This window comes from Sphingobium sp. (assembly GCF_035511395.1).
Classification (GTDB): Bacteria; Pseudomonadota; Alphaproteobacteria; order Sphingomonadales; family Sphingomonadaceae; genus Sphingobium.
In genome coordinates, this window is record NZ_DATKFP010000345.1 from 1 (window position 1) to 23,610 (window position 23,610).

A 23,610-nucleotide genomic window follows, 5' to 3' on the forward strand; every position below is an offset into this window, starting at 1 on the left:
GAAGGCCGCGCCCTCGTCATCGCCCTCAACAAATGGGATACGGTGGAGAATGGGTCCGCCCTCTATCAGGGCGTCAAGCAGGCCCTGTCAGACGGCCTGGCGCAGGTGCGTGGCGTCCCGATCATGACCGTGTCGGCGGCCACCGGAAAGGGGCTGGACGACCTGATCCATGTCGCCTTCGAAACGCGCACGGCCTGGTCGCAGCGCGTGTCCACCGGCATTCTCAACCGATGGTTCGAAACCGCGCTGGAAGCCAATCCGCCGCCGGCGCCGGGCGGCAAGCGGATCAAGCTGCGCTACATTACCCAGAACAAGACGCGCCCGCCGACGTTTGTGCTGTTCGGCACGCGGTTGGACGAACTGCCCGAAAGCTATCGCCGCTATCTGGTAAACGGCATCCGCAAGGAACTGGGCTTCGGCGCGGTGCCGGTGCGCTTGACGCTGCGCAGCCAGAAGAACCCGTTCGCGACCAAGTAAGCCGATGGCGGACGATCCGGTCGCGGTGAACGCCAGGGGCATGAAATGCCCCTGGCCCGCCCTGCGCGCGGCGCGGGCGATGCGGGAAGCAAACGCTATCATCATTGAGGCGGATGATCCGATCGCGCCCGCCGAACTCGCGGCGCTGGCGCAACAAAATCAATGGGATTTCACCCCACTGGGCGACCAGCGTTTCTTCCTGCGCCAGGGAAATGGCGACGCGCCTTAACCCGCCGTTTACACGCTCGGTCTATTTTGGCCCGGCACATAAGGGAGTGGCGGGTGCTTCATCTACAGACAGAGCTGGTGGACTGGACCGAGTTTGCGCGAACGCGCAGCGAACTGGGCACGGCCTTCCTGCGCATCCTGGGCTATTTCCGCGAGGATGGGGTAAAGTCGATCCATACGATCGAGGAGGCTTTCCGCGCCCGCAACGCCGCCACACTGGTGACGCCCGCCCATACGCTGAAAGGCGAATCGGCCCAGTTCGGCGCGCACCGCCTGCGCGCCATGGCCGAAGAGATTGAGATGACTGCGCGACGCTGCGTGGAAATGCGCGAAGGGCCGGAAGAACTGATCGAAACCGTCGTCGCCCTGCGCCCCTGCTTTACCGAAACGATGGCGCTGCTGGACCGCGATGCGAACCCGCTGGCCGCACGCCGTCCGACGACCTTCGGCCGCCGGGTCGACATGCCGGTGGCCACCTTCGGTCGCGCCGGATAATCTTTCGTATTGAAATGAAACTGACCATGTCCCCATATGGCGGGCATGACACGCTTCTCCCTGCTCGACCTGGTCCCCGTCCGCGAAGGCGATAGCGCCGCGACGGCTTTGGCCAATGCCGCCGATCTTGCCGCCCATGCCGAGGCGCTGGGCTATCACCGCCTCTGGGTGGCCGAGCATCATGGCATGCCGGGGATCGCGTCGGCCGCGACGGCCGTCGTACTGGCGCATATCGGTCATGCGACGTCCACCATCCGGATCGGCGCGGGCGGGATCATGTTGCCCAATCATGCCCCTCTGGTGATCGCCGAGCAGTTCGGCACGTTGGACGCGCTTTTCCCCGGCCGTGTCGACCTGGGGCTTGGCCGCGCTCCTGGTTCCGACCAGCGAGTCGCGCAAGCGATCCGGCGCAACCTATCGGGCGGAGCGGACCAGTTTCCGCGCGACGTGATGGAGTTGCAGGCCTTTTTCGCAGGTGATGAGCGATTGGGCATCGAAGCGACGCCGGGCGCAGGCGCGGACGTGCCGATCTGGATATTGGGGTCGAGCCTTTATGGTGCGCAATTGGCCGCCGCGCTTGGCCTGCCCTACGCTTTTGCATCCCACTTTGCGCCCGCCGCGCTGGATGAGGCGATCGCGATCTATCGGCGCGATTTCCGTCCGTCGGCGCAGCTCAAATATCCCTATGTGATGGCGGGCTATAATGTCTTCGCCGCGGATGATGCGGACGAGGCGCAGTTGCTCGCCAGTTCGATGCAGCAGGCGTTCGTTCGTCTGCGCACTGGCCAGCCCGGCAAGCTCCAGCCGCCCGTGGAAGGCTATTTCGACAGCCTGCCGATGCAGGCTCAGGCGATGCTGGCCGACGTGCTGAGCGTGTCGAGCATCGGCACGCAGGCGGATGTCGAGCGCGACATCGCTGCCTTCCTGCGTCGAACCCAAGCGGACGAGCTGATCCTGACAGGGCAGATTTTCGACCCGGCAGCGCGCAAGCGCAGCTTCGCCATTGCCATAGCGGCGGCGCAGGCGGTGGATGCGCGGGAACTCGCCCTCAGCGCGCCTTGAGCCGCCCACCGCTCAGGAACGCCGCCGTGCGCGGCGCGACCCGCTGTAGGACAAGGCCAACGATGACGACCACCGCCAGCACGATCAGCGGCTGGAAGATGAGATAGACCGGATAAAAGGTCGATCCCATCGGACCGAACACATGCCCCAGCAACGGTCCACCCACCCAGATCAATATGAGGTGGGCGCAAAAGAGGAAGAAGGCGAAAGGCTCGATTCGCAGCAACAACCCGCGCGCGACACTGCCCGCCAGCGCCCAGGCGATACGCCAGAAAGCGATGGCGGCCGTGATGCGGACGGCTAGGTCCAGCCCCCGCTGCGCCACCAGCCAGCCTCCATCGCCCACCGTGATCGAGCGGTAGAGTTGTGCGCCCATCAGCAAGGCGAAAGGGAGCAGCGCCAGCAGGAAAGGCAGGCGCGCGACCCGTTCCTCCCACCCATTTCGGCGAGTGAGGATGCCAAGGGTGAAGAAGAAGAGAATAGATGCGCGCATCAGCACCGGCGGCCCCAGCCCCGCAATATGCGCCGCCCCTGCCGTCAGTCCGATCAGGGCAAGCATCCAGCCCGGCAGGCGCACAAGGAGTGGCGCGGCGAGCATGCACAGGAACAGGTCGCGCAGGAACGGCATCTGCACATTGATGTCGGGATTGCGGGTAAGGATGAGTACTTCATCCACCACCCACCAGAGCGATTGCGGTTGCGGTGCGGACAGGCCGAACAGCCGGGCCGCACCCGACACAATCAGGATGGCCAGCAGATTCCAGAGGATCATCGGCAGCAGGATGGTCCGCGTCTTGCGCTCCACATGGCTCGGCAGGTTGCGGGTGCGGCCCGACGCAGCCACCAGCCAGCCAGAAATCAGGCCTAGTAACGGCACGGCGCTGCGGCCGAATATCTCCATCAGGGTCCAGCGCAGATTATCCTGCCCGCTTCCATGCAGGACGGCCAGAGCCTCCCCATTCTGCCCCGTCCAGGCATGGACATAGACCACACCCAGGATGCAGATGACACGGGCTATGGAAATCGCGTCGGAGCGCCGCGCTCCATCGACCGGTATCGTTTCGGGCAAGAAAATATCCTGATTGTGACGCTAGTGTAATGCTGGAACGGTTTCCATGTTCCGGTTGGCGGACAATCCGTGGCGAAGCTGCGGTTAAAGATCGCGTGCCTTAGCAAGATAGGAAGTGGGAAATTTTCCCGCCATCCCGGCATAAGCCAATTTTTACCTCTCATCGCTATGAAAGGTCCATTCACCGGAAGTGGCTCCGGTCGCAGGGACGATCACAGGCTCATGACCCAAATGCCGAGCGCTCATCAATTCGCCGCAGCCTCCAACGCCGCATCGGATCAATCCATGGGCATGGTGTTCCAGATTGCCGGTTCCAGCTCCAAGATCCTGATCGACGCCCAGCGGCTGGGTGTGTTGGGACAGGACGGCGATCCATGCATCGCCATGGCCGGACAGGTGGGCAGCCAGGTGAAAATGCGCGTCGGCGACAACTGGTTGGTCGCCAGCGTGCGCGCCATGGCGCTCGACCAGGCAAGCAAGGGCATCGTCGCTGACATCGATTTTCTGGGCGAAGGCGATGAAGAGCCGCAGACCGGCCGCATCCATCATTTCCGTCGCGGCGTGACGCGCTATCCGACGCCCGGAACCGACATCTTCCCGGTGTCGAGCCAGGACATGCAGCAGATTTACGCCGCAGACGACCGGGCCAATGTCGAAATAGGCACCGTCTATCCAACCAGCGACACGCGCGCGGCGCTTTATGTCGATTCCATGCTGGGCAAGCATTTTGCGCTGCTGGGATCAACCGGCACCGGCAAATCGACCAGCGCCGCGCTGATCCTGCACCGCATCTGTGACCTGTCACCGCAGGGACATATCGTCATGATCGATCCCCATGGCGAATATGGCGCGGCCTTCGCCAGCAATGGCGCGGTCTATGATGTCAGCAATCTGGCTCTGCCCTATTGGCTGATGAATTTCGAGGAGCATTGCGAGGTGTTCGTCACCTCATCCGGATCGGATCGCACGGTCGACAGCGACATTCTCGCCAAATGCCTGCTCGCCGCGCGCTCGAAGAACCGGCTGGCGGAGAGCATCGGCCGTCTGACCGTGGATTCGCCTATTCCCTATCTCCTGTCCGACCTCACCAACATCCTCCAGAACGAGATGGGGAAGCTGGACAAGGGCACGGGCGCGCTGCCCTATATGCGCCTGAAGACCAAGATCGACGAGATCAAGGCCGACCCGCGCTACAGCTTCATGTTCTCCGGCATGCTGGTCGCGGACACGATGCAGGCCTTCCTGGCCAAGATCTTCCGCCTGCCATCCGACGGCAAGCCGATCTCCATCATCGACGTTTCCGCGATGCCGTCCGACATCACCTCCGTGGTGGTGTCCGTCCTGTCTCGACTGGTGTTCGACTATGCCATCTGGGCGCGCGACGAGCCGCAACGCCCCATCCTGCTCGTCTGCGAGGAGGCGCATCGCTACATTCCCTCTTCGACGACCGGATCGGGTCAGGCGGTGCGCAAGATATTGGAACGCATCGCCAAGGAAGGCCGCAAATATGGCGTGTCGCTGGGCCTCATCACCCAGCGCCCCTCCGATCTTGCCGAAGGCGTGCTGTCGCAATGCGGCACGATCATTTCGATGCGCCTCAACAATGATCGCGATCAGGCCTTCGTGAAGGCGGCCATGCCCGAGGGCGCGCGCGGCTTCCTCGATTCGATCCCGGCGCTGCGAAACCGCGAGGCGATCATCTGCGGCGAGGGCGTCGCCGTGCCGATCCGCGTCGCGCTCGACAATCTGGAAGCGCATCGCAGGCCCGCGTCCAGCGACCCCAGTTTTACCGAGCTATGGCGCCAGTCCGGCAGCGAAGCCGACATACTCGACCGCACCATCACGCGCTGGCGCAATCAGGGGCGGTAAGCTTCTTGAAGTCGGCTGGACAGCCGGCGACTCGCAAAATGCGACAGTCAAAAACCCGATCAGCCGGCCGGGGCGATCCGTCCGGCGGGTTCCGATTCGCTGTGAACAGCCTCCCGGCATTCCTCCTCATGCACTGGGACCATCAGCCTGGCCTTGCGCCAGCCGCCCTGCGCATAGACGGCCGTCGCCAGCAGGAAGGATGCCAGCGACCCGGCCGGGAAGCTGAGCCACAGGGCGTTGGCGCCGAGTGACGGATAGGCCAGTTCGTAGAAACCCAGCCGTACGCCGAACAGGGTGAAGGTCAGGATGACCAGCGGTGCCATCACGACGCCATTGGCGCGCATCACGCCGAACAGGATCATGGTGCAGCCGAACAGCAGGAAGCTCCAGCTGGCCAGCAACTGCATGTTCCAGGCGGCCTCGATCGCGGGCTGGTTGCTGCCCAGGAACAGCGAGAGCAGCGACGCATGGAACAGCAGTATGACGACGATCATCGCACCGGTGATCGCCAGCAGATAGGACATGCCATAGCCGGTAATCCGACTGATCCGGTCCCATCGGCCCGCGCCGACATTCTGCGCCGCCATGGCGCTGACCGCCGCGCCCATCGCCATGGCCGGCATCTGGAGATAGGTCCAGATCTGCTGTGCCGCCCCGTAAGCCGCCGTCACCAGCAACCCCTCGCGATTGACGAGGCCGATCATGACGAGGCCCGACGCCGACATGACGATCATCTGGAGGCCCATGGGCAAGCCCTTGGCGAAGAGTATGCGCATCTGATCGGCGGCCGGGCGCAGATAGGCCAATTCTTTCCCACGCAGGCGGAGCGGCAGATCCTTCGCATAGGTGAAGGCGACAAGGCCGATCAGGCTGACGATCCCCGCCGCCGCCGTGGCCGCCGCCGACCCGGCGATACCGAAGGCCGGGATCGGGCCGAGGCCGAGGATCAGGACGGGATTGAGGATCAGGTCGATGGCGACGCTGACGATCATGAAGATGAGCGGCGTACGCGCATCCCCTGCCCCGCGCAGGCCCATCATCATCATGACGCCGAGCAGGGTGGCGGGCATGGCGACGAAGATGACGCGCAGATAGATGAGCGCCATATCGAACGCTTCGGCCGGTGTCGCCAGCAAGCGAAGCAGCGCGGGCGCGCCGATCCAGCCAGCGATAGCGACGCCAAGGCCCAGGATCGAGCAGAAGCCGACCGCAGAGCCGAAGGCGCGGCGCGCGGCGTCAAGGTCGCGCGCGCCGACCGCCTGCGCGATCACCACGGTCGAGGCCATGCCGAAGCCGAACACGACCGAGAACATCAGGAACATGATGATATTGGCGTTGGCGGTCGCCGCCAACGCCTGCGCGCCGAGGAAACGGCCGACCCAGATGGCGTTGATCGAGCCGTTCAAAGATTGGAGGATGTTGGACGCCAGCGTTGGGATAGCGAAAAGCAGCAGCGTCGAAGCGATCGGCCCTTGCGTCAGGTCTTTTGCGCCTGCCTTGCTTGCCGCCATTCTCCGCCTCCCCAAAACCCTAGACAATGAAGCGGATATACCACCTCCGTTCGCGCTGAGCCTGTCGAAGGGCCATTCCTCTTTTACGGAAGAACGGGGCTTCGACAAGCTCAGCCCGAAAGAAAGAGTTTTTGTAGCCGCTTATCCCAATCGGTCCAGCGCCGCCTTCAGCCGGTCCGCTTCAGCCGTCTTTTCGGCATGATCCTCGCGCGCCTTGGCGACGGCTTCGGGCTTGGCCTTTTCGACGAAGCTGGGGTTGGACAGGCGCCCGCCCAGCGAATCGCGTTCCTTCTCCGCTGCGGCCAATGCCTTGGCGAGGCGGGTCTTTTCCGCATCGATGTCGATCACGCCTTCCAGCGGCAGGATGAAGGTCGCCTCATCCACCACGATCTGCGCCGCGCCGCCCGCCGGCGGTTCACCGAAGGTCAGGCTTTCGACGCGGCCGAGCCGGGCCAGTGCCACGCCCTGCCGGTCGAGACGGCGCTGCGTGGCTTCCGCCGCATCGCGCACGACCATGGGCAGCTTCGCGCCCGGCGGCACATTGAGTTCGGTGCGCGCGGTGCGGATGGCGCTGACGAGGCGGATCAGCCAGTCGATCTCCGCCTGCGCGTCGGTATCGACGGCGGCGAGCGCCTGCGGCCAGCGCGCGACGATCAGTTCGTTCGCGCGCTCCCCTGTCAGATGCCACAGCTCTTCGGTGATGAAGGGCATGAACGGGTGGAGCATGACCAGGATCTGGTCGAACGCCCAGCCCGCGACGGCGCGCGTCTCGTCATCCATCGCACCCTTGGTGAGTTCGATATACCAGTCGCAAAACTGGTCCCAGACGAAATGATAGATGGCGTTGGCGGCGGCATCGAAGCGCAGTTCGGTCATCGCCGTGTCGATCGCCTGCACGGTCGCGACCGTCTCCGCGATGATCCAGCGGTTGACCGGCAGTGCAGCGGCGGGCGCTTCATGGCTGGTCGAGGCGGTGACGCCGTTCGACTGGAGGAAACGCGCGGCGTTCCAGAGCTTGGTCGCGAAGTTGCGATAGCCCTCGACCCGCTTCTCATCCATCTTCACGTCGCGGCCCTGGCTTTCCATCGCCGCCATGAAGAAGCGCAGCGCGTCCGCGCCGAACTTGTCGATCAGGCCGAGCGGATCGACCACATTGCCCTTGGACTTGGACATTTTCTGCCCGTCCGCCGCGCGGACGAGGCCGTGGAGATAGAGCTTGCGCCACGGAACATCGCCCATGAACTCCATCCCCTGCATCGCCATGCGAGCGTCCCAGAAGAAGAGGATATCGAAGCCGCTGATCAGCAGGTCGCCCGGATAATGACGCGACAGCTTGTCGGTCGGTTCCGGCCAGCCCAGCGTGCCGAAGGGCCAGAGCGCCGAGGAAAACCAGGTGTCGAGCACGTCGGGATCGCGGGTCAGCAGCACAAAATTGCCCGACTGCCAGTCTGCATCAGAAACAACCTTTTGCGGCGAGTTTCGTAGCTCAAAATCCGCAAAATAAATCGAGGCGTTTGGCCCATAATATGCTTGGGCAGCCGCCTTAGCAGCGTCCTCGTCAACGGCGACAAAAATCTCCGTCTCAGTAGTCGTTCTGCCATTTTCCATTTTCGGACCGAACCAGGCCGGGATCTGATGCCCCCACCAGAGCTGGCGCGAGACGCACCAGGGCTGGATATTTTCCATCCAGTTGAAGAAGGTCTTTTCCCATGTCTTGGGCACGATCTCGATCGCGCCGTCGCGGACCGCCTGCATCGGGGCGACCGCCAGCTTTTCCGCGTCGACATACCATTGGTCGGTCAGCCAGGGTTCGATGACCACGTTGGAGCGGTCGCCGAAGGGCGTCTGGATGATGCGCGGTTCGAAATCGGCCGATACCTCCTCGCCTTCCTTGTTCTTCGTGACGTGCGGCACGAGGAAGCCCAGCGCCTTCATCTCCGCGACGACGGCTTCGCGCGCGCCGTCGACGCCGTCCTTCCTGAAGCGGTGCAGGCCGAGGAAGCGGTCGGGGATCAGGCCATCGGCGGTCTGGACGACATTGGCGTCGGCGTCGAGCATGTTGAGCATCTCGCCGGCCTTGAAGCCTGCGCGCTTGCCCACGTCGAAGTCGTTGAAGTCATGGCCCGGCGTGATCTTGACCGCGCCCGACCCCAGTTCCGGATCGGCATGTTCGTCGGCGACCACCTTGAAGCGGCGGCCGGTGATCGGCTGGAGAATGTCCTTGCCGATGACATCCTTGTAGCGCGGGTCTTCGGGATGAACCGCGACGGCCATGTCGGCCAGCATGGTTTCCGGGCGCGTGGTGGCGACGACGATATGATCGCTGCCATCTGCCAGTGTCACGCCGTCCGCCAGCGGATAGCGGAAGCGCCAGAAGCCGCCCTTGGTCTCGACCGTCTCGACTTCAAGGTCGGAGATGGCGGAGCGGAAGTGGGGATCCCAGTTCACCAGCCGCTTGTCGCGATAGAGCAGGCCGCGCTTGTGCAGTTCCACGAAGGTCTTGATGACCGCCTTCGAAAAACCCTCGTCCATGGTGAAGCGTTCGTTCGCCCAGTCCATGGAGCAGCCGAGGCGCCGCAACTGGCGCGTGATCGCGCCGCCGCTTTCGGCCTTCCATTCCCACACCTTGTCCACGAACTGCTCGCGCGTGAAGTCGGTGCGCTTCTGCTGCTGGGCATTGAGCTGGCGCTCCACGACCATCTGGGTCGCGATGCCGGCATGGTCGGTGCCGACCACCCAGAGCGCATCCTTGCCGCGCAGGCGTTCGTAGCGGACGACGATGTCCTGCAAGCTGTTGTCGAGCGCATGGCCGATATGCAGGCTGCCCGTCACGTTCGGCGGCGGGTTCACGATGGTGAACGGCGTCGCGTCCGGGCGTTCGGGGCGGAACAGGCCCTTCTCCTCCCAATGGGCGTACCAGCGGGATTCGATATCGGCGGGGTCGAAGGTTTTGGGCAGCTCGGTCATGGGAAGGCGCTTTAGTGCGCCTTCCCATCAGGTTCCAGCGCTTTTACTTGCCCGTCCACTTGTCCAGCCAGCCGAGCGCCTCGCCATACCATTGCAGCGAGTTTTTCGGCTTCAGCACCCAGTGATTCTCGTCCGGGAACACAAGCAGCTTCGAGGGAATGTCGCGGCGCTGTAGCGCGGTGAAGGCGGCCAGCCCCTGCGTGTAGGGGATGCGAAAATCCTTCTCGCCGGTCACGACCAGCATCGGCGTCTTCCATTGGGCGACATGGTTGACCGGGTTCCATTTCTCGAACTCTTCCGGCTTTTCGTAATAGGGGCCGCCATGTTCCCATTCGTCGAACCACAATTCTTCGGTTTCATAGGCCATGGCGCGGGCGTCGAACACGCCGTCATGCTGGACGATGCACTTGAAACCGTCGGCCCACTGGCCCTCGATCCAGTTCATCATATAGCCGCCATAGCTGGCGCCCAGCGCGCAGGCGTTGCCCGCGTCGACCTGCGCGTCCTTGGCCGCAGCGGCGGCGAGACCGAGCTTCAGGTCTTCGAGCGGCTTGCCGCCCCAATCCTTGTTGATGGCGTCGGTGAAGGCCTGACCATAGCCGGTGCTCCCGTGGAAATCGACGATCACGGCAGCATAGCCATGGGCGGCGAAAGCCTTGGGATTCCAGCGATAGGACCAGCTGTCGTTGAAGCTGCCCTGCGGCCCGCCATGGACCAGGAAGGCCACCGGCAGCTTGCCAGCAATTCCGCGCGGCTTCACGATCTGGCCCCAGACGGTGTCGCCATTGGCGCCCTTGAAGCTGTAGCGTTCGACCGACACGTCATCGACGCCGGCCAATTTGGCGGCGTTGACGTTGGTCAGGCGGGCGGGTTTGCCTTTTGCAGGCATTTTCCAGAAATCGGCAGGCGACTGGATGCTGTCGAGCGCATAGACGAAGCCGCCCTTGGGCAGCGGCACGACGCTGCCGGCATGGCCTTTTTCCGTCAGGCGCGCGACCTTGCCGGAGGCCGCATCGACACGGAATACCGGGTTGTCGAGTACATCATTGGCGGTGACGAGCAGTCCCTTGCCGTTCGCTTCCCACGCGATCGAGGCGACGGAGCGGTCCCAGCCTTCGGTCAGCGCCTTCGTCTCCCCGGTCGCGATGTTGCGCAGCATGAGAACAAGCCGATCGGCCTCATAGCCGGGCCGCTTCATCGCAGCATAAGCGAGCCACTTCCCGTCCGGCGACACGGCAGGCATGGTGTCGGTCGCGTCATTCGCGTCGGTCAGGTTGATCGGCGCGGCGCTGCCGTCGGCGGGGGCCGAGAAGATGTCGAGATTGGTCGACAGCGGTTCGATCGGATTCTTTGGCCGCCCCGCCTCGCGCAGCGCGAAGAAGAGCGTCTTGCCATCTTTACTCCAGGCGATTTCCTCCGCGCCGCCGAAGGGCTTCGACGGGCTGTCGCCGACAAGGCCGCCCATGACCGAGACGGCGGAGCCACCCGCCACCGGCATCACGAAGATCTGTGAGCGCTGGCCATCCGCCCAGGTATCCCAATGGCGTGCAAACAACTGGTCGTAGACGCGGCCGGATCCGGCCTCCTTGGGCGTATCAGGCTTAACATCGTCGATCGTCTTCGCGCCGACCGGGCGATCAGCCCAGAGTGCAACCTGAGCGCCGTCGGGGCTGAGCAGGAAGCCGGAAATGCCGCCGGGCGCCTTGCTGACCTGTACCGGCTCCCCACCTGTCAGCGCCACGCGCCAGAGCTGATCGTCGCCGCTGGCATTGGACTGGAAATAGAGCGACGATCCGTCAGGCGAGAAGACCGGGGAGGCTTCATTCTTGTCGGGCCTGGACGCGATCAGTTTCGGCGCCTGCCCGGTCTTTCTGATGTCGAGCAGGTAGAGGTCCATCCGCCCCTTGTTGCCGGCAAGGTCGGTGCTGCGTAGCTGATAGGTGAGCCATTTGCCGTCCGGCGATACCGCCGGGGCAGAAATGCGGTCCAGCGCAACCATGTCGGCCGGCGTAAAGGGCCGCGCCAATGCAGGCGTCGTCGCCAGGGCCATCAACCCAAGCCCGGCAAGCAGATATGTCTTCATGAAATCACCCTCGGATCGGATGGCGACGCGCGCAACGATGCGCGGCGCGTCGTCAGGATGCGAGGGGTCTAGGCCCGTGCGGAAGGCTCCGCAAGACCGGCCTTAACGGCCGGTGATGCGGGCGATTTCCTTGGCAACCATTTCCTCGACCAACGCCGGCAGGCGGGAATCGAGCCAGTCCTTGAGCATGGGCTTCAACATCGAGCGGACGAGGCCGTCGAGCGTATTGTCCTGACCGTCCTGCGGGGCGATCAGCATCGAGGACAGAGCGGATAGCGAATGGCGGGCAGCGACTTCGCTTTCGACCGAAATGATCGATTCGTCACCTGTAGAGGTAGTGGACGTCTTGGCGGCAAGCTTGGGAGCGGGCATCGAGTCCTCCTCCGCGACCTCTTCGGTCAGTTCCAACACTTCTTCGACGGCCGGCTCGATCGCGACGGGCTTGGCTGCCTCGGCACGGGCGCGGCGGGGCGCGGCCTGAACGGCCTCCTCCCCTTCTTCGGCGATGATCCGCTTGATGGACGAGAGTATCTCTTCCATCGAGGGTTCCTTGGTCATGTCACCCATGGATAGTCCCCGTCCAAAATCCATTCCGCACCCTTCAGGCTTTAGAATTACCCGACCGGGTTAACAAGCGGTTAAGGCTGCCGTGAAGAAGCCGGGTCGACATTGGCGTTTTGCGCGGGCGTGTCAACGGTGCGCGTCGCGACCGGCGCAGGCTTCGAATCGAAGCTCCAGTCCAGCCACTTGCCCTTCACCCGCTCATAATTGACCATCGGGTCGTAGAGCGTGCCGCTGTCGAGGCCGAGATCGTTGGCTTCCGCGTGGCCCATGGCGGCGAGTACGCTGAAACCTGCGACATAGGCATTACGCTGCGCCGTCACCAACTGGACCTTGGCATTCAGCGCTTCCTGCTCGGCATTGAGGATATCGAGGATGGTGCGGCTGCCCACCGAATTTTCGGCGCGGACACCCTCCAGCGACAGATTGGCGGCATCGACCGCCTTCTGATTCGATTCGATGCTTTCGAGCGATGCCTGCCAGCTCGCATAAGCGGCGCGCGTCTGGGAAATGACGCCGCGCTCCACCTCGATCTCGCGCTCGACCGCCTGCGATTCGAGCGCCTGATTCTGGCGGACCTGCGCAGCCGGACGACCACCCTGATAAAGAGGAATTGTCAGCTGGACGCCGGCGGCGGCCTGCTTGTTGATCTGCGGACCTTCGACCGCATTGCCCTCCGCGTCCAGAGCGGTCCCGCCCAGCGTGTGCAGATAGTTGGTATATCCCGCCTGGGTGAATCCGGAGATGGTGGGCAGGCGACCGGCGCGGGCGACCTTCACATCATAGCCCGCTGCAATCCGGTCCTTCTTCGCTGCCAATATGTCTGGATTGTCGTTCAGCGCGACCTGCACCGCCATGACCGGGGTCGCCGGCAGACCGGGCAGCGCGGGCGGCGCGTCCAGCGCATCGGGCGGCGCGCCGACCAGCGCGATATAGTTTTCGCGGCTGGTGACCAGATTGGCTTCCGCCGTCTGGAGATCGGACCGGGCCAGAGCCAGGCGCGATTCAGACTGAGCCACGTCGGTCCGGGTGACGTCGCCGACCTCGAAGCGATCATTGGTCGCCTGAAGATTGACCTCCAGCGCCTTCACGTTCGACTGGTTGAGCGACAGGACGGCATTGTCGCGGATGACGTCCATGTAAGCGGCGACTACCTGCGAGAAGACGCTCGCTTCCGTGCCGCGCAGATTGGCCTGGCCGGCCTCTACGCGCACCTTGGCCGCCTTCACGCCGTTGCGCACGGCGCCGCCGGAATAGACCGGCACGTTCAGCGTCGCCTGTGCATTCACGGTCCGCTGCGGCGAGGTGAAGCTGATGGTGGGCTTGAGGATGCTTTCGGAAAAGCTGCCCTGCACATCGGCGCCGGGGCGTCCTGCAGCCTTCTGGATCGGTACATTCTCGTCCGTCGCCCGCTGACCGGCGCGCGCGCCGGTCAGGGTCGGGTTCGAAGCATAGGCCTTGGCCAGCGCCCCCTGAAGCGTTTCGGCCTGAGCGGGGGCAATGATAGCCGAGGTCAGCAACAGCAGGCCGGCTGCGGCACGATGCCGTTTCTGTATGCGCTTGCCTGTCATCGCCCCCCGCCCATCATTATCAGAATTCAAAAGCCTTGGGCGCGCCGAAACCGGGCAGCACGACCATTTCCATATCGATCAGGCGGTTCAGCCCCAGTGCGCCGCCGACGACCCGGCCGCTGCACAGGCGCGTAACGCTCCGATCGGCGATGCCGGTCACGACGCGCGCGCCATCGGCAAGCTGCTGAACGAGCGCGGTGGGAACTTCCTCCACGGCGCCGTCGATGAAAAGCACGTCATAGGGCGCACCGGCCGCAGCGCCCGCATTGAGCGCCCCGCGAACGACGGTCGCACCGGCAACGGCGATCTCCGCCCCGCCCTCTTCCTCGACGGCTGTGACCTGCACGCCAAGCTCGACCAGCAGCGCGGCGGCATAGCCGGTTGCGGCGCCGATCAGCAGCACCTTGTCACCGGCAGCGATTTGCGCTTCCTTGAGCAGGCGACCAGTCACCAGCGGCGGATTGAGCGCGCGGCCATTGTCGAGCGGGATCGGACGGTCGATATAAGTCATGGCGCGGCGGTCGGCGGGGACATAGTCCTCCCGCGGCACCTTCGCCATCACCGCGATAACGCGCTGGTCGTTCACGTCGCTGGTGCGCAACTGGCTGTCGACCATGGCGTTCCGCATCGAAGAAAAATTCTGCTCGGTCACGATAGTTCTCGCTTGGTCCTGTGGGCTTGGCACAACTGTATTGGCAATGCAATACACTAAGGATATCATCGGACCTCTAAATCAGCAGGCAGCCCGCGCCAAGCGGCTTTGCGCGACGGCCGCCAAGATTCTTGCGCTCTTTGTGTCACAGCCCGCTTGACTTTGCCGCCAAAGCCGCACATTTGCGGCCACCCACGCCGAGGCCCGATGGCGGAGTGGTTACGCAGAGGACTGCAAATCCTTGCACGCCGGTTCGATTCCGGCTCGGGCCTCCAAAATATTCCCGGCGCGGCCTTTTCCATCGACTTGCCGCCCCGGCGCCGTTTAAGACAGACGGCATGATGAAGCTTTTCATTGGCAACAAGGCCTATTCGAGCTGGTCGCTGCGCGGCTGGCTGGCGTGCAAGCTGTCCGGTATCCCGTTCGAAGAGGTGGTCGTCCCCCTCTATGACGAGGAATGGGAAAAACGACGCGAGGGCGACGAGTTCGCCCCCTCCTCCGGGAAGGTGCCGATCCTCTGGGACGGCGACGACATCGTCGTATGGGACAGCCTGGCGATCGTCGAATATCTGAACGAGAAGACCGGCGGCGACCTGTTCTGGCCGACCGACCCCGCCGCCCGCGCCATGGCGCGGTCCATGGCGGCGGAGATGCACAGCAGCTTTGCCGCGCTGCGCCGCGAGCACAGCATGAACATCCGGCAAATCTATGCGCCCGTACCGCCATCCGAAGCCGTGGCGCAGGATATCGCCCGCATCATGCAGCTCTGGGCACAGGCCCGCGCCCGCCATGGAGGCGATGGCGAATTTCTGTTCGGCGCATTCGGCGCGGTCGACCTGATGTTCGCGCCGGTCGTGACCCGCTTCATCACCTACCAGCTTCCAGTCGCCCGCTTTGCCGAGGCCTATATGCAATCGATCATCGCCCATCCCTGGATGCAGGAATGGATCGGCGGCGCGCAGGCGGAGGACTGGGTGATAGACCGGTTCGAAGTGCCGCCGCAGACGGCCTGATTTGCATGACCGATATGCCTGAACCCACGCCGGAAAAAGCCAAGGAGGCGCGCGCGCAGGAAGCGGCCGCGATCCGTCGCCGCTGGATCACGCTGGGCGAACTGCTGGCGGTGGTGGCGGCGCTGATTTCGGGCCTGACCCTCTATCTCAACTGGTCGGACAAGCGCGACGAGCGGGATGCGAAGGTGGTGGAAAGCAGCAAGGCGTCCGCACGCGCCGCGCGGCTGGTGCTGAATGCGCAGGCAGATGGCGACGACCAGCTTACGCTCAAGCCTGCCGATCTAGACCAGCTGGTGCAGAGCCAGACCATCGCCTTTCCCAAGGCATTGGGCATCGGCCCGGTGGAAACGACGGGCGAACCGCGAATCGAGGCAGGCTGGTTCGAGGATGCACTCAAAAGCCGGCGGGCCAAGGCGAAGCTGCCCGACGACAGCGTCGGCGACGAACGGTTGCCGGTTGCGATCACGACCCGCTTCGTCGTGAACGGCGAGCCGCATGAAGACATTGCGCTTTACGACATCGGTTATGGCATCGCCGGCAAGTGGCTGTCAGGGCACAAGCTGACGCTGCGCGGCCTGTCGCTGGTGCGGCATGCCAAGGCGGATGGCGCGCAGGCGGCGCTCGATGCGCGCTGGGCTGGTTTACCTGCTTCGCGCTGAGCAAAAGAAAAGGGGCCGCCTTGCGGCAGCCCCCTCTCGTTCACCCCGAAGGACGCCGGGTTTAGCCGACGATTTCTTCGGGCTTGAAGAAATAGGCGATCTCGATCGCGGCATTTTCTTCGCTGTCCGAACCATGAACCGAATTGGCTTCGATCGACTCGGCCAGTTCCTTGCGGATGGTTCCGGCGTCGGCATTGGCGGGGTTGGTGGCGCCCATGATGTCGCGGTTGCGCTTCACGGCGTCTTCACCTTCCAGAACCTGGACGACGACCGGGCCGGAGATCATGAAGGCGACCAGGTCGGCGAAGAAAGGGCGTTCCTTGTGAACGGCATAGAAGCCTTCGGCCTGCTCGCGGCTCATGCGGATGCGCTTGGAAGCGACGACCCGCAGGCCGGCTTCTTCAAGCATCCTGGTGACCGCACCGGTCAGGTTGCGACGGGTCGCGTCGGGCTTGATGATCGAGAAAGTGCGCGTGACGGCCATGGCCCTCGTAACTCCGGATTGTTGGAATAAAGTTGCGCGCCCTTTAGACGCGGGCGGAGCAAGCCGCAAGAGGCTTGACCCGGCGTGAGGGGTACCAGCGCCTATCCGGTTCAAATAGAGCCGGACGTACGCTGGAAAATCATTTGTTACCGCGATTTCCGAGCCGCCAGATGATCCATCTGGCTCGAAATCACTCTACGGCCCCTGCACCCATTTGCGCCCTTCCTGCCGCCAGAAGCGGGGTTCGACGCCGTCTGCTTTGCTAAGGGTGCGCCAGTTGGAGCGCGCGCCGTCGATCGTGTCGGCATCGAAGAAATAGAAGGCGCGTTCGAAGCCCAGCGCTTCCTCGCGCCAGATGCCGTCCGCCAGCGCGATATGGCGCGCGCCGTTGGCGGCGTCGCAGGTGCCGCTGAGCAGGATCGGCTGATGCACCTCCCCGCCCTCGCCCGCCCGGCCATGGGCCAGGAAGCTTTCGGGCGGTCCGGCCCAGAGGCCCGTGGAGATACGCTCCAGCCGGTCCGGCTCCTGCGCGACCACCAGCAGCCGAGCGCCGAGGCCCAGGATGCGGCCGGCGATGGCGGGCAGCACCTGATCCACGGGATCGCGACTGAGCTGGTAGAAATCGACCTGCATGATTCCAAATCCTGATTCCGTTTGCCCTGAACCTGCCGGAGTGCGGCCCTTCCTTCGGGGAGCAAGGAAGGAGCTTCGACAGGCTCAGCCCGAACGGATGGGGCGACGAATCAGTTTTCGAACTTGTCGGCAACCAGACGATCGATCAGGCGCACGCCATAGCCGGTCGCGCCCTTGTCCCATGTGGCGCCGGGCTTGTCGGCCCAGACCATACCGGCGATATCGAGATGCGCCCACTTCACGCCATCTTCGATGAAACGCTTGAGGAACTGCGCTGCGGTGATCGAACCGGCGTAGCGCGCGCCCATATTCTTCATGTCGGCGATCGGGCTGTCGATCAGCTTGTCATAGGCCGCCAGCAGCGGGAAGCGCCACAGCGGATCGCCCGCCGCCTGCCCCGCCGCGATCAGGTCGCTGGCGAGACCATCGTCATTGGCGAACAGGCCCGCATATTCATGGCCGAGCGCGACGATCATCGCGCCGGTCAGAGTCGCAAGGTCGATCACGACTTCGGGCTGATAGGTGCGCTGCGCCCAGGTGAGCGCGTCGCACAGCACCAGACGGCCTTCGGCGTCGGTGTTGATGACCTCGATCGTCTGGCCGGACATCGACGTCACGACATCGCCGGGGCGCTGGGCATTGCCGTCGGGCATGTTTTCCACAAGGCCGCAGATTCCGACGACCCGCGCCTTAGCCTTGCGGCCGGCCAGCGCCTTCATCGCGCCGGCGACCGCGCCCGCGCCGCCCATGTCCCACTTCATGTCTTCCATGCCCGCGCCGGGCTTGAGCGAAATGCCGCCGGTGTCGAAGGTCACGCCCTTGCCGACGAAGACGACCGGCTTTTCGGCCGCGCCGTTGGTGCCGTCCCATTCCATGGCGATCAGCCGCGCTTCACGCACCGAACCCTGCGCGACGCCGAGCAGCGACCCCATGCCCAGTTCTTCCATCGCCGCCTTGTCGAGGACGGTGATCTTGATGCCAAGCTGCTCCAGCGGGCGGCAGCGTTCGACGAAGCTTTCGGGATAGAGGATGTTCGCCGGTTCCGACACGAGTTCGCGCGTGAAGGCCACACCCGCCGCGATCGCCGACAGCTTTTCCCATGCCGCTTCCGCGCCGGTCGCCACCAGCGTCACGGTCTTGAGCGTCGGCTTGGCCTTTTCGGCCTGACGGGTGCGGTAGGTGTCGATGCGCCAGCCACGCAGTTGCGCGCCAAAGGCCAGATGCGCGACCTTCTCGGCGCTCGCGTCGCCGACAAATTCGACGGCCGCGTGCGCCGCACCGCTGACATTCAGCTTGGCGGTCAGAGCCGCACCGGCCTTTTCATAATCCTCCTCGCTCCCCGCGCCGACGCCGAGCAGCAGCACGCGGACCGTCTTGCCGCCTTCCTCGACGAAGCTTTCGAAGCTGGCGCCGGTTTCGCCGGTGAAGCGCGAAGCCACCGCGCCCGCCGCGAGGGTCGATGCCGCCGAAAGCGGCAGGCCATCGACGCCGCCCTTGGGCACGGCGAAGGCCAGAGTGTCGGCATCGGGACGGGTGGGGCTGAACTGGATATCCATCTGGGCTCTTTTCCTCTTGCGGCCATGGGCGGCGAACACCGCGCTCTTGATTGCCCAGATAGTGCGCTTTCCCCGTCTGGCAAAGCCGTTCGACCGATTTTGCCGATCAGGATGCTCCACGAACGATTGCCGAGCCGCCCTCTGTGCGATAGGCGGAATGGCTGATGCGCCCGTCCATGAGGCCTTACCGCTTGCAAAACATCCTTTTCCCCCTCTCCTTCCGTGCCGCTCTGCTGGGTAGCGTCGCGATAGCCGCAAGTCCGGCAGCGCTGGCGCAGCAGTTGAACGAGCCGCAGACGCCGGTCAGCGCCCCCGACGCGCCGGTACCGGACAATGAGGACCAGATCGGCTTCGCCGCCGATGCCCTGCAATATGACACCAACAGCGAAGTCGTCACCGCCGACGGCAATGTCCAGTTGCTACGCGATGGCAACCGCCTGCGGGCCGACAAGGTCGTGTGGGACCGCAATAGCGGCAAGGTGGAGGCACAGGGCAATGTGTCCGTCACCGATCCGGAAGGCAATATCGCCTATGGCGACCGGTTCGACGTCACCGATACGCTGAAGGACGGCGCGGTCGACAACATGCTGCTGGTGCTCCAGTCCGGCGGACGGCTTGCCGCGACCAAAGGCGAACGGGTCAATGGCGTCTATACGCTGCATCGCGCCGCCTATACCGGCTGTTCGGTCGAGGACAGCGACGGCTGTCCCAAGGAACCTACCTGGCAGATCAACGCCGTCAGGGTGATCTACGACCCAACCCGCGAACGCGTCACCTACAAGAATGCCAATGTCGAGTTGTTCGGCCTGCCGTTGATCCCGTTGCCTGGCCTCAGCCACCCGGTCGGGGACAATGGCGGCAGCGGTCTGCTGGTGCCGAACCTGCGTTACGATCGGAACAACGGGTTCGAGGTCGCGCTACCCTATTATTTCAAGCTGGCGCCCAATCGCGACGTCACCATCACGCCGCACGTCTACACCGACACGCTGCCGATGGTGGAAGCCAATTACCGGCACCTCTGGGATCGCGGCGCATATCAGATCACCGGCTATGTCACCCATGGCCGCCGCGTCGGCATTGGCGATTCCGACACGGTCGCCGCCAATTCGCAGAAAGATATTCGCGGCTATCTAGACGCCAGCGGCGCGCTGCAACTGTCGCCCGAATGGAGTGTCGACGGATCGATTCGCGTCGCGACCGACCGCACCTTCCTGCGCCGCTACGATATCAGCCGCGAGGACCGGCTGCGTTCCACCATCGGCGCGCAGCGCATCGGCGATGACAGCTATCTCTCGATTCGCGGCTGGGCGGTACAGACGCTGCGCCAAGGCGATTCGCAGGGGCAGACGCCGATCGCATTGCCGGTCATCGACTATCGGCTGCGGATGAAGGATCCCTTGCTGGGCGGCGTGCTCCAGCTTCAGGCCAATACGCTGGCAATCACGCGTACCCATGGGCAGGATACGCAGCGCGCCTTCGTCGGAGCGGAATGGAACAAGCGCCTGCTGACCGGCATGGGGCAGGAAGTCACCTTCACCGGCTATCTGCGCGGCGACGTCTATCATAGCAGCGACAATCTGCTGACCGATGTCGTCAGCTATGCCGGCGATCCGGGCTGGCAGGCCCGCGGCATCGCCGCTGCCGCCGTCGATGTTCGCTGGCCCTTCGTCGGCGAAGCCTTTGGCGGCGTACAGCGCATCGAGCCGCGCGTGCAGATCGTGGCTGCGCCGCACCTCGCCAATCTGTCATTGCCCAATGAAGACGCCCGCGCGGTCGATCTGGAGGATAGCAACCTCTTTGCGCTCAACCGCTTCGCCGGTTACGACCGGTTCGAGGATAGCTCGCGCGTCACCTACGGTCTGGAATATAGCCTGGACCTGCCCAATTTCTCGCTCCAGAGCATCGTCGGGCAAAGCTATCGGCTGGACGATCGCACCAGCATCCTGCCCGATGGCACGGGCCTGTCAGACCGCACATCCGACATCGTCGGGCGCACCACCATCCGCTACAAGGATTTCATCGCCTTCACCCACCGCTTCCGGCTGGACAAGGACAATCTGGCGGTTCGCCGCAACGAGATCGACGCCACGATCGGCAGCAAGAAGACCTACGCCATGGTCGGCTATCTGCGGCTTAATCGGGACGCCATGTCGAGCCTGGAGGATTTGCAGGACCGCGAAGAACTTCGCCTGGGCGGCCGTGTCCAGTTCGCGCGTTTCTGGTCCGTGTTCGGATCGACCGTCATCGACCTGACCGACGCGAAGGAAGATCCTGGCAGCCTGTCCGATGGCTATCAGCCGGTCCGCCATCGCCTGGGCATCGCTTATGAGGATGATTGCCTGACCCTCGGCTTCACCTGGCGGCGCGATTATCAGACCAATGGCGACGCCCGAAAGGGCAATGGTTTCGCGCTACGGCTAGCTTTCCGCAATATTGGCATATAAGGATCACGCTTCCCGCGTCCCCGTCAGGGCTGGTTAAGGCGGATCGGTGCACATGTGCCGGACCGTATTGGAGATTATTGCCGACGATGCTGCCTGTCGTTTCCACGCCCAACCGCATGATCCGCGGCGTTCGTTCCGGTTTGCGCGCCTTGCTTCTCACGTCCGCGCTGCTGAGCGTCGGCGTCCAGTCAGCTGCGGCCCAGACCGTCGACGATGGGAATGAGGTCGCGTCCCAACAACTCAACCTGCCCAAGGACGTCACCGTCTTCGGCAAGAGCGATCCCAATGTCCGCAAGGCGACGGCGATCGTGAACGGCCGCATCATTACCGGCACCGATGTCGACCAGCGCCTCGCCCTCATCATCACCGCCAATGGCGGCAAGGTGGAAGAGGAAGAGAAGGAGCGCCTGCGCGTGCAGGTGCTGCGCAACCTAATCGACGAAACTCTCCAGATTCAGGAAGCCGCCGCCAACGACATCAAGGTCGATCCGGCCGAGATCAACCAGAGCTACGAACGCGTCGCCGCCAATTTCCGACAGTCGCCGACGCAGTTCGACGCGTATCTGCGCGAAAAGGGCAGTTCGTCCGCCAGCATCAAACGCCAGATCGAAGGCGAACTCGCCTGGAGCCGCCTGCAACGCCGCAACATCCAGCCCTTCGTCAACGTGTCGGAGGAGGAAGTGAAGTCGGTGGTCGAGCGCCTCAACGCCGCCAAGGGCAGCGACGAGTTCCGCATCGGCGAAATCTACCTGTCCGCGACCCCTGAAAATCGCGCGCAGATCATGGCGAACGCTCGCAACATCATCCAGCAGATACAGCAGGGTGGCAGCTTCCAGGCCTATGCCCGACAATTTTCCGAAGCGTCGACGGCGGCCGTTGGCGGCGATCTGGGCTGGATCCGCCCGGCACAGCTGCCGACCGAACTGGCGCAGGCCGCATCGGAAATGCAGGTCGGCCAGATTGCCGGCCCGATCGAGACGGTCGGCGGCGTGTCGCTGATCTACGTCATGGACAAGCGCAAGGTTCTGACCGCCGATCCGCGCGATGCGCTGCTGAGCCTCAAGCAGTTGTCCGTCCTGTTCCCGCAGGGCACGACCAAGGAGCAGGCCAGCGCAAAGGCCGCCAGCTTCGCCGCCGCGGTCAAGGAGATCAAGGGTTGCGGCCAGGCCAATGAGGTCGGGGCGAAGATCGGCGCCGACGTGGTCGACAATGACAATGTGAAGGTGCGCGACCTGCCGCCGCAGCTTCAGGACATCCTGACCAATCTCCAGGTCGGCGAGGCTACCCCGCCCTTCGGCTCCATCACCGATGGCGTCCGCGTGCTGGTGGTCTGCGGCCGTGACGATCCGGCATCAGCCAATGCGCCCAATGCCGACCAGATCATGGCGCAGCTGGAAGAGGAACGGGTCAACAAACGCGCGCGCATCTATCTGCGCGACCTCCGCCGCGATGCCGTCATCGAATATAACTGATCCCGCGGCGCCGGCCGTGACGGGGTTGGCGCCGTTCGCCGTCTCGCTCGGCGATCCGGCAGGTATCGGGCCGGAGATCGTCGCCAAGAGCTGGGTAATGCGTGAAGCGCGCGGCCTGCCGTCCTTCTTCGCGGTGGGCGACGCGGCATCGTTGCGTGCGGTCTGGCTCGGCCCGATCGCCACGATCAGCGCGCCCGAAGAAGCGGCCGAAGCGTTCGGTTCCGCCTTGCCCTGCCTTCAGGTCGCCGAAGCCGGCGAAATCGTGCCGGGCAGCCCCAGCATCGACGGCGCGCGAACCGCCTTCCAGTCGCTGGAGGTCGCGGTCGGGCTTGCGCGGACCGGATCGGCGGCGGGTATCGTCACCGCCCCGGTTGGCAAGGAACAGCTTTATGGTGTCGGCTTCACCCATCCTGGCCAGACCGAGTTCGTCGCCGAACGCTGCGGCGTGGCGCCGCATAATGCGGTGATGATGCTGGCCGGTCCGTCGCTCAAGGTCGTGCCGATCACCATTCACATCCCGCTGGCCGAGGTGCCTGCGGCGCTGACCATCGACCTGATCCGCGCCCGCGCCCTCACTACCGTCAAGGGGTTGCAGCGTAATTTTGGCATCAGTCGCCCGCGTCTGGCGGTCGCTGGTCTCAACCCCCATGCCGGCGAAAATGGCGCGCTGGGCCGCGAGGAGATTGAGGTGATCCGCCCCGCGATCGAATCGCTGCGCGAGGAGGGGCTGGATATCGTCGGTCCGCTCGCCGCCGACGGAATGTTTCACGCGCGTGCGCGCGAAAGCTATGACGCGGCGCTCTG

General features: G+C 64.2%; 19 protein-coding genes, 1 tRNA gene and 1 pseudogene. 11 read left to right on the top strand and 10 right to left on the bottom strand.

What is annotated here, in order from left to right; genetic code table 11:
* From VMR39_RS23520 to VMR39_RS23535, 4 genes and pseudogenes are all read left to right on the top strand, one after another.
* Positions 1-477 (top strand): annotated as a pseudogene (locus VMR39_RS23520) (ribosome biogenesis GTPase Der); the annotation flags it as partial.
* Positions 478-481: 4 nt separating this feature from the next.
* Positions 482-706, top strand: a complete 225-nt coding sequence (locus tag VMR39_RS23525) for a sulfurtransferase TusA family protein (RefSeq protein ID WP_325419748.1) — start codon at positions 482-484, stop codon at positions 704-706.
* A gap of 53 nt (positions 707-759) precedes the next feature.
* Positions 760-1,200 carry an Hpt domain-containing protein gene (locus tag VMR39_RS23530; RefSeq protein WP_325419750.1) on the top strand — a complete coding sequence of 147 codons (441 nt, stop codon included), beginning with the start codon at positions 760-762 and terminating at the stop codon, positions 1,198-1,200.
* A 45-nt stretch (positions 1,201-1,245) separates the two neighbouring features.
* Complete coding sequence (locus VMR39_RS23535; RefSeq protein ID WP_325419752.1) at positions 1,246-2,262, top strand: LLM class flavin-dependent oxidoreductase; 1,017 nt, start codon at positions 1,246-1,248, stop codon at positions 2,260-2,262.
* Here VMR39_RS23535 and VMR39_RS23540 read toward each other — a convergent pair.
* Positions 2,249-3,331, bottom strand: coding sequence for an acyltransferase (locus VMR39_RS23540; RefSeq protein ID WP_325419754.1), 1,083 nt, complete (start codon positions 3,329-3,331; stop codon positions 2,249-2,251). The two genes, VMR39_RS23535 and VMR39_RS23540, sit on opposite strands and share 14 nt — an antisense overlap.
* A gap of 222 nt (positions 3,332-3,553) precedes the next feature.
* Here VMR39_RS23540 and VMR39_RS23545 point away from each other — a divergent pair, with 222 nt between their 5' ends.
* Positions 3,554-5,200, top strand: a complete 1,647-nt coding sequence (locus VMR39_RS23545; RefSeq protein ID WP_414712585.1) for an ATP-binding protein — start codon at positions 3,554-3,556, stop codon at positions 5,198-5,200.
* Positions 5,201-5,259: 59 nt separating this feature from the next.
* Here VMR39_RS23545 and VMR39_RS23550 read toward each other — a convergent pair whose 3' ends face one another.
* The 6 genes from VMR39_RS23550 to VMR39_RS23575 all read right to left on the bottom strand — a co-directional run bounded on the left by VMR39_RS23550 (position 5,260) and on the right by VMR39_RS23575 (position 14,545).
* Entirely contained in the window at positions 5,260-6,711 is a 1,452-nt protein-coding gene (locus tag VMR39_RS23550) for an MATE family efflux transporter (RefSeq protein WP_325419756.1), read from the bottom strand.
* A gap of 141 nt (positions 6,712-6,852) precedes the next feature.
* A complete protein-coding gene (locus VMR39_RS23555; RefSeq protein ID WP_325419758.1) occupies positions 6,853-9,678 on the bottom strand; it encodes a valine--tRNA ligase in 2,826 nt (941 codons plus the stop codon).
* A gap of 43 nt (positions 9,679-9,721) precedes the next feature.
* Positions 9,722-11,761 (bottom strand): S9 family peptidase, encoded by a 2,040-nt coding sequence (locus VMR39_RS23560; RefSeq protein ID WP_325419760.1) that lies wholly within the window; start codon positions 11,759-11,761, stop codon positions 9,722-9,724.
* 102 nt (positions 11,762-11,863) lie between these two features.
* Positions 11,864-12,328, bottom strand: coding sequence for a DUF2497 domain-containing protein (locus VMR39_RS23565; RefSeq protein WP_325419763.1), 465 nt, complete (start codon positions 12,326-12,328; stop codon positions 11,864-11,866).
* A 71-nt stretch (positions 12,329-12,399) separates the two neighbouring features.
* A complete protein-coding gene (locus VMR39_RS23570; RefSeq protein ID WP_325419765.1) occupies positions 12,400-13,893 on the bottom strand; it encodes a TolC family outer membrane protein in 1,494 nt (497 codons plus the stop codon).
* A 19-nt stretch (positions 13,894-13,912) separates the two neighbouring features.
* The gene (locus VMR39_RS23575) at positions 13,913-14,545 is read right to left on the bottom strand and encodes a protein-L-isoaspartate O-methyltransferase (RefSeq protein ID WP_325419767.1); all 633 of its coding nucleotides are present in this window, start codon (positions 14,543-14,545) and stop codon (positions 13,913-13,915) included.
* 201 nt (positions 14,546-14,746) lie between these two features.
* Here VMR39_RS23575 and VMR39_RS23580 point away from each other — a divergent pair.
* The 3 genes from VMR39_RS23580 to VMR39_RS23590 all read left to right on the top strand — a co-directional run bounded on the left by VMR39_RS23580 (position 14,747) and on the right by VMR39_RS23590 (position 16,217).
* A tRNA-Cys gene (locus tag VMR39_RS23580) sits at positions 14,747-14,820 on the top strand.
* 63 nt (positions 14,821-14,883) lie between these two features.
* A complete protein-coding gene (locus tag VMR39_RS23585) occupies positions 14,884-15,558 on the top strand; it encodes a glutathione S-transferase family protein (protein WP_325419769.1) in 675 nt (224 codons plus the stop codon).
* Between the two features lie 5 nt (positions 15,559-15,563).
* Complete coding sequence (locus VMR39_RS23590; RefSeq protein WP_325419771.1) at positions 15,564-16,217, top strand: hypothetical protein; 654 nt, start codon at positions 15,564-15,566, stop codon at positions 16,215-16,217.
* Positions 16,218-16,278: 61 nt separating this feature from the next.
* On the opposite strand, the gene ndk is transcribed toward VMR39_RS23590, so the two are convergent.
* From ndk to VMR39_RS23605, 3 genes are all read right to left on the bottom strand, one after another.
* Positions 16,279-16,701: a nucleoside-diphosphate kinase gene (gene ndk / locus VMR39_RS23595; RefSeq protein WP_325419773.1), complete on the bottom strand. Its 423-nt coding sequence runs from the start codon at positions 16,699-16,701 to the stop codon at positions 16,279-16,281.
* A gap of 195 nt (positions 16,702-16,896) precedes the next feature.
* The gene (locus VMR39_RS23600; protein WP_325419775.1) at positions 16,897-17,334 is read right to left on the bottom strand and encodes a DNA polymerase III subunit chi; all 438 of its coding nucleotides are present in this window, start codon (positions 17,332-17,334) and stop codon (positions 16,897-16,899) included.
* 110 nt (positions 17,335-17,444) lie between these two features.
* Positions 17,445-18,890: a leucyl aminopeptidase gene (locus VMR39_RS23605; RefSeq protein ID WP_325419777.1), complete on the bottom strand. Its 1,446-nt coding sequence runs from the start codon at positions 18,888-18,890 to the stop codon at positions 17,445-17,447.
* A 191-nt stretch (positions 18,891-19,081) separates the two neighbouring features.
* Between VMR39_RS23605 and VMR39_RS23610 the strand changes: the two genes are divergently transcribed.
* The 3 genes from VMR39_RS23610 to VMR39_RS23620 all read left to right on the top strand — a co-directional run.
* Complete coding sequence (locus VMR39_RS23610; RefSeq protein ID WP_325419780.1) at positions 19,082-21,334, top strand: LPS-assembly protein LptD; 2,253 nt, start codon at positions 19,082-19,084, stop codon at positions 21,332-21,334.
* Between the two features lie 86 nt (positions 21,335-21,420).
* On the top strand, positions 21,421-22,806 hold the full coding sequence (locus tag VMR39_RS23615) for a peptidylprolyl isomerase (RefSeq protein WP_325419782.1): 1,386 nt from the start codon (positions 21,421-21,423) through the stop codon (positions 22,804-22,806).
* The coding region (locus tag VMR39_RS23620; protein WP_325419784.1) for a 4-hydroxythreonine-4-phosphate dehydrogenase PdxA at positions 22,784-23,610 on the top strand (827 nt) is incomplete at its 3' end. The genes VMR39_RS23615 and VMR39_RS23620, both read left to right, overlap by 23 nt.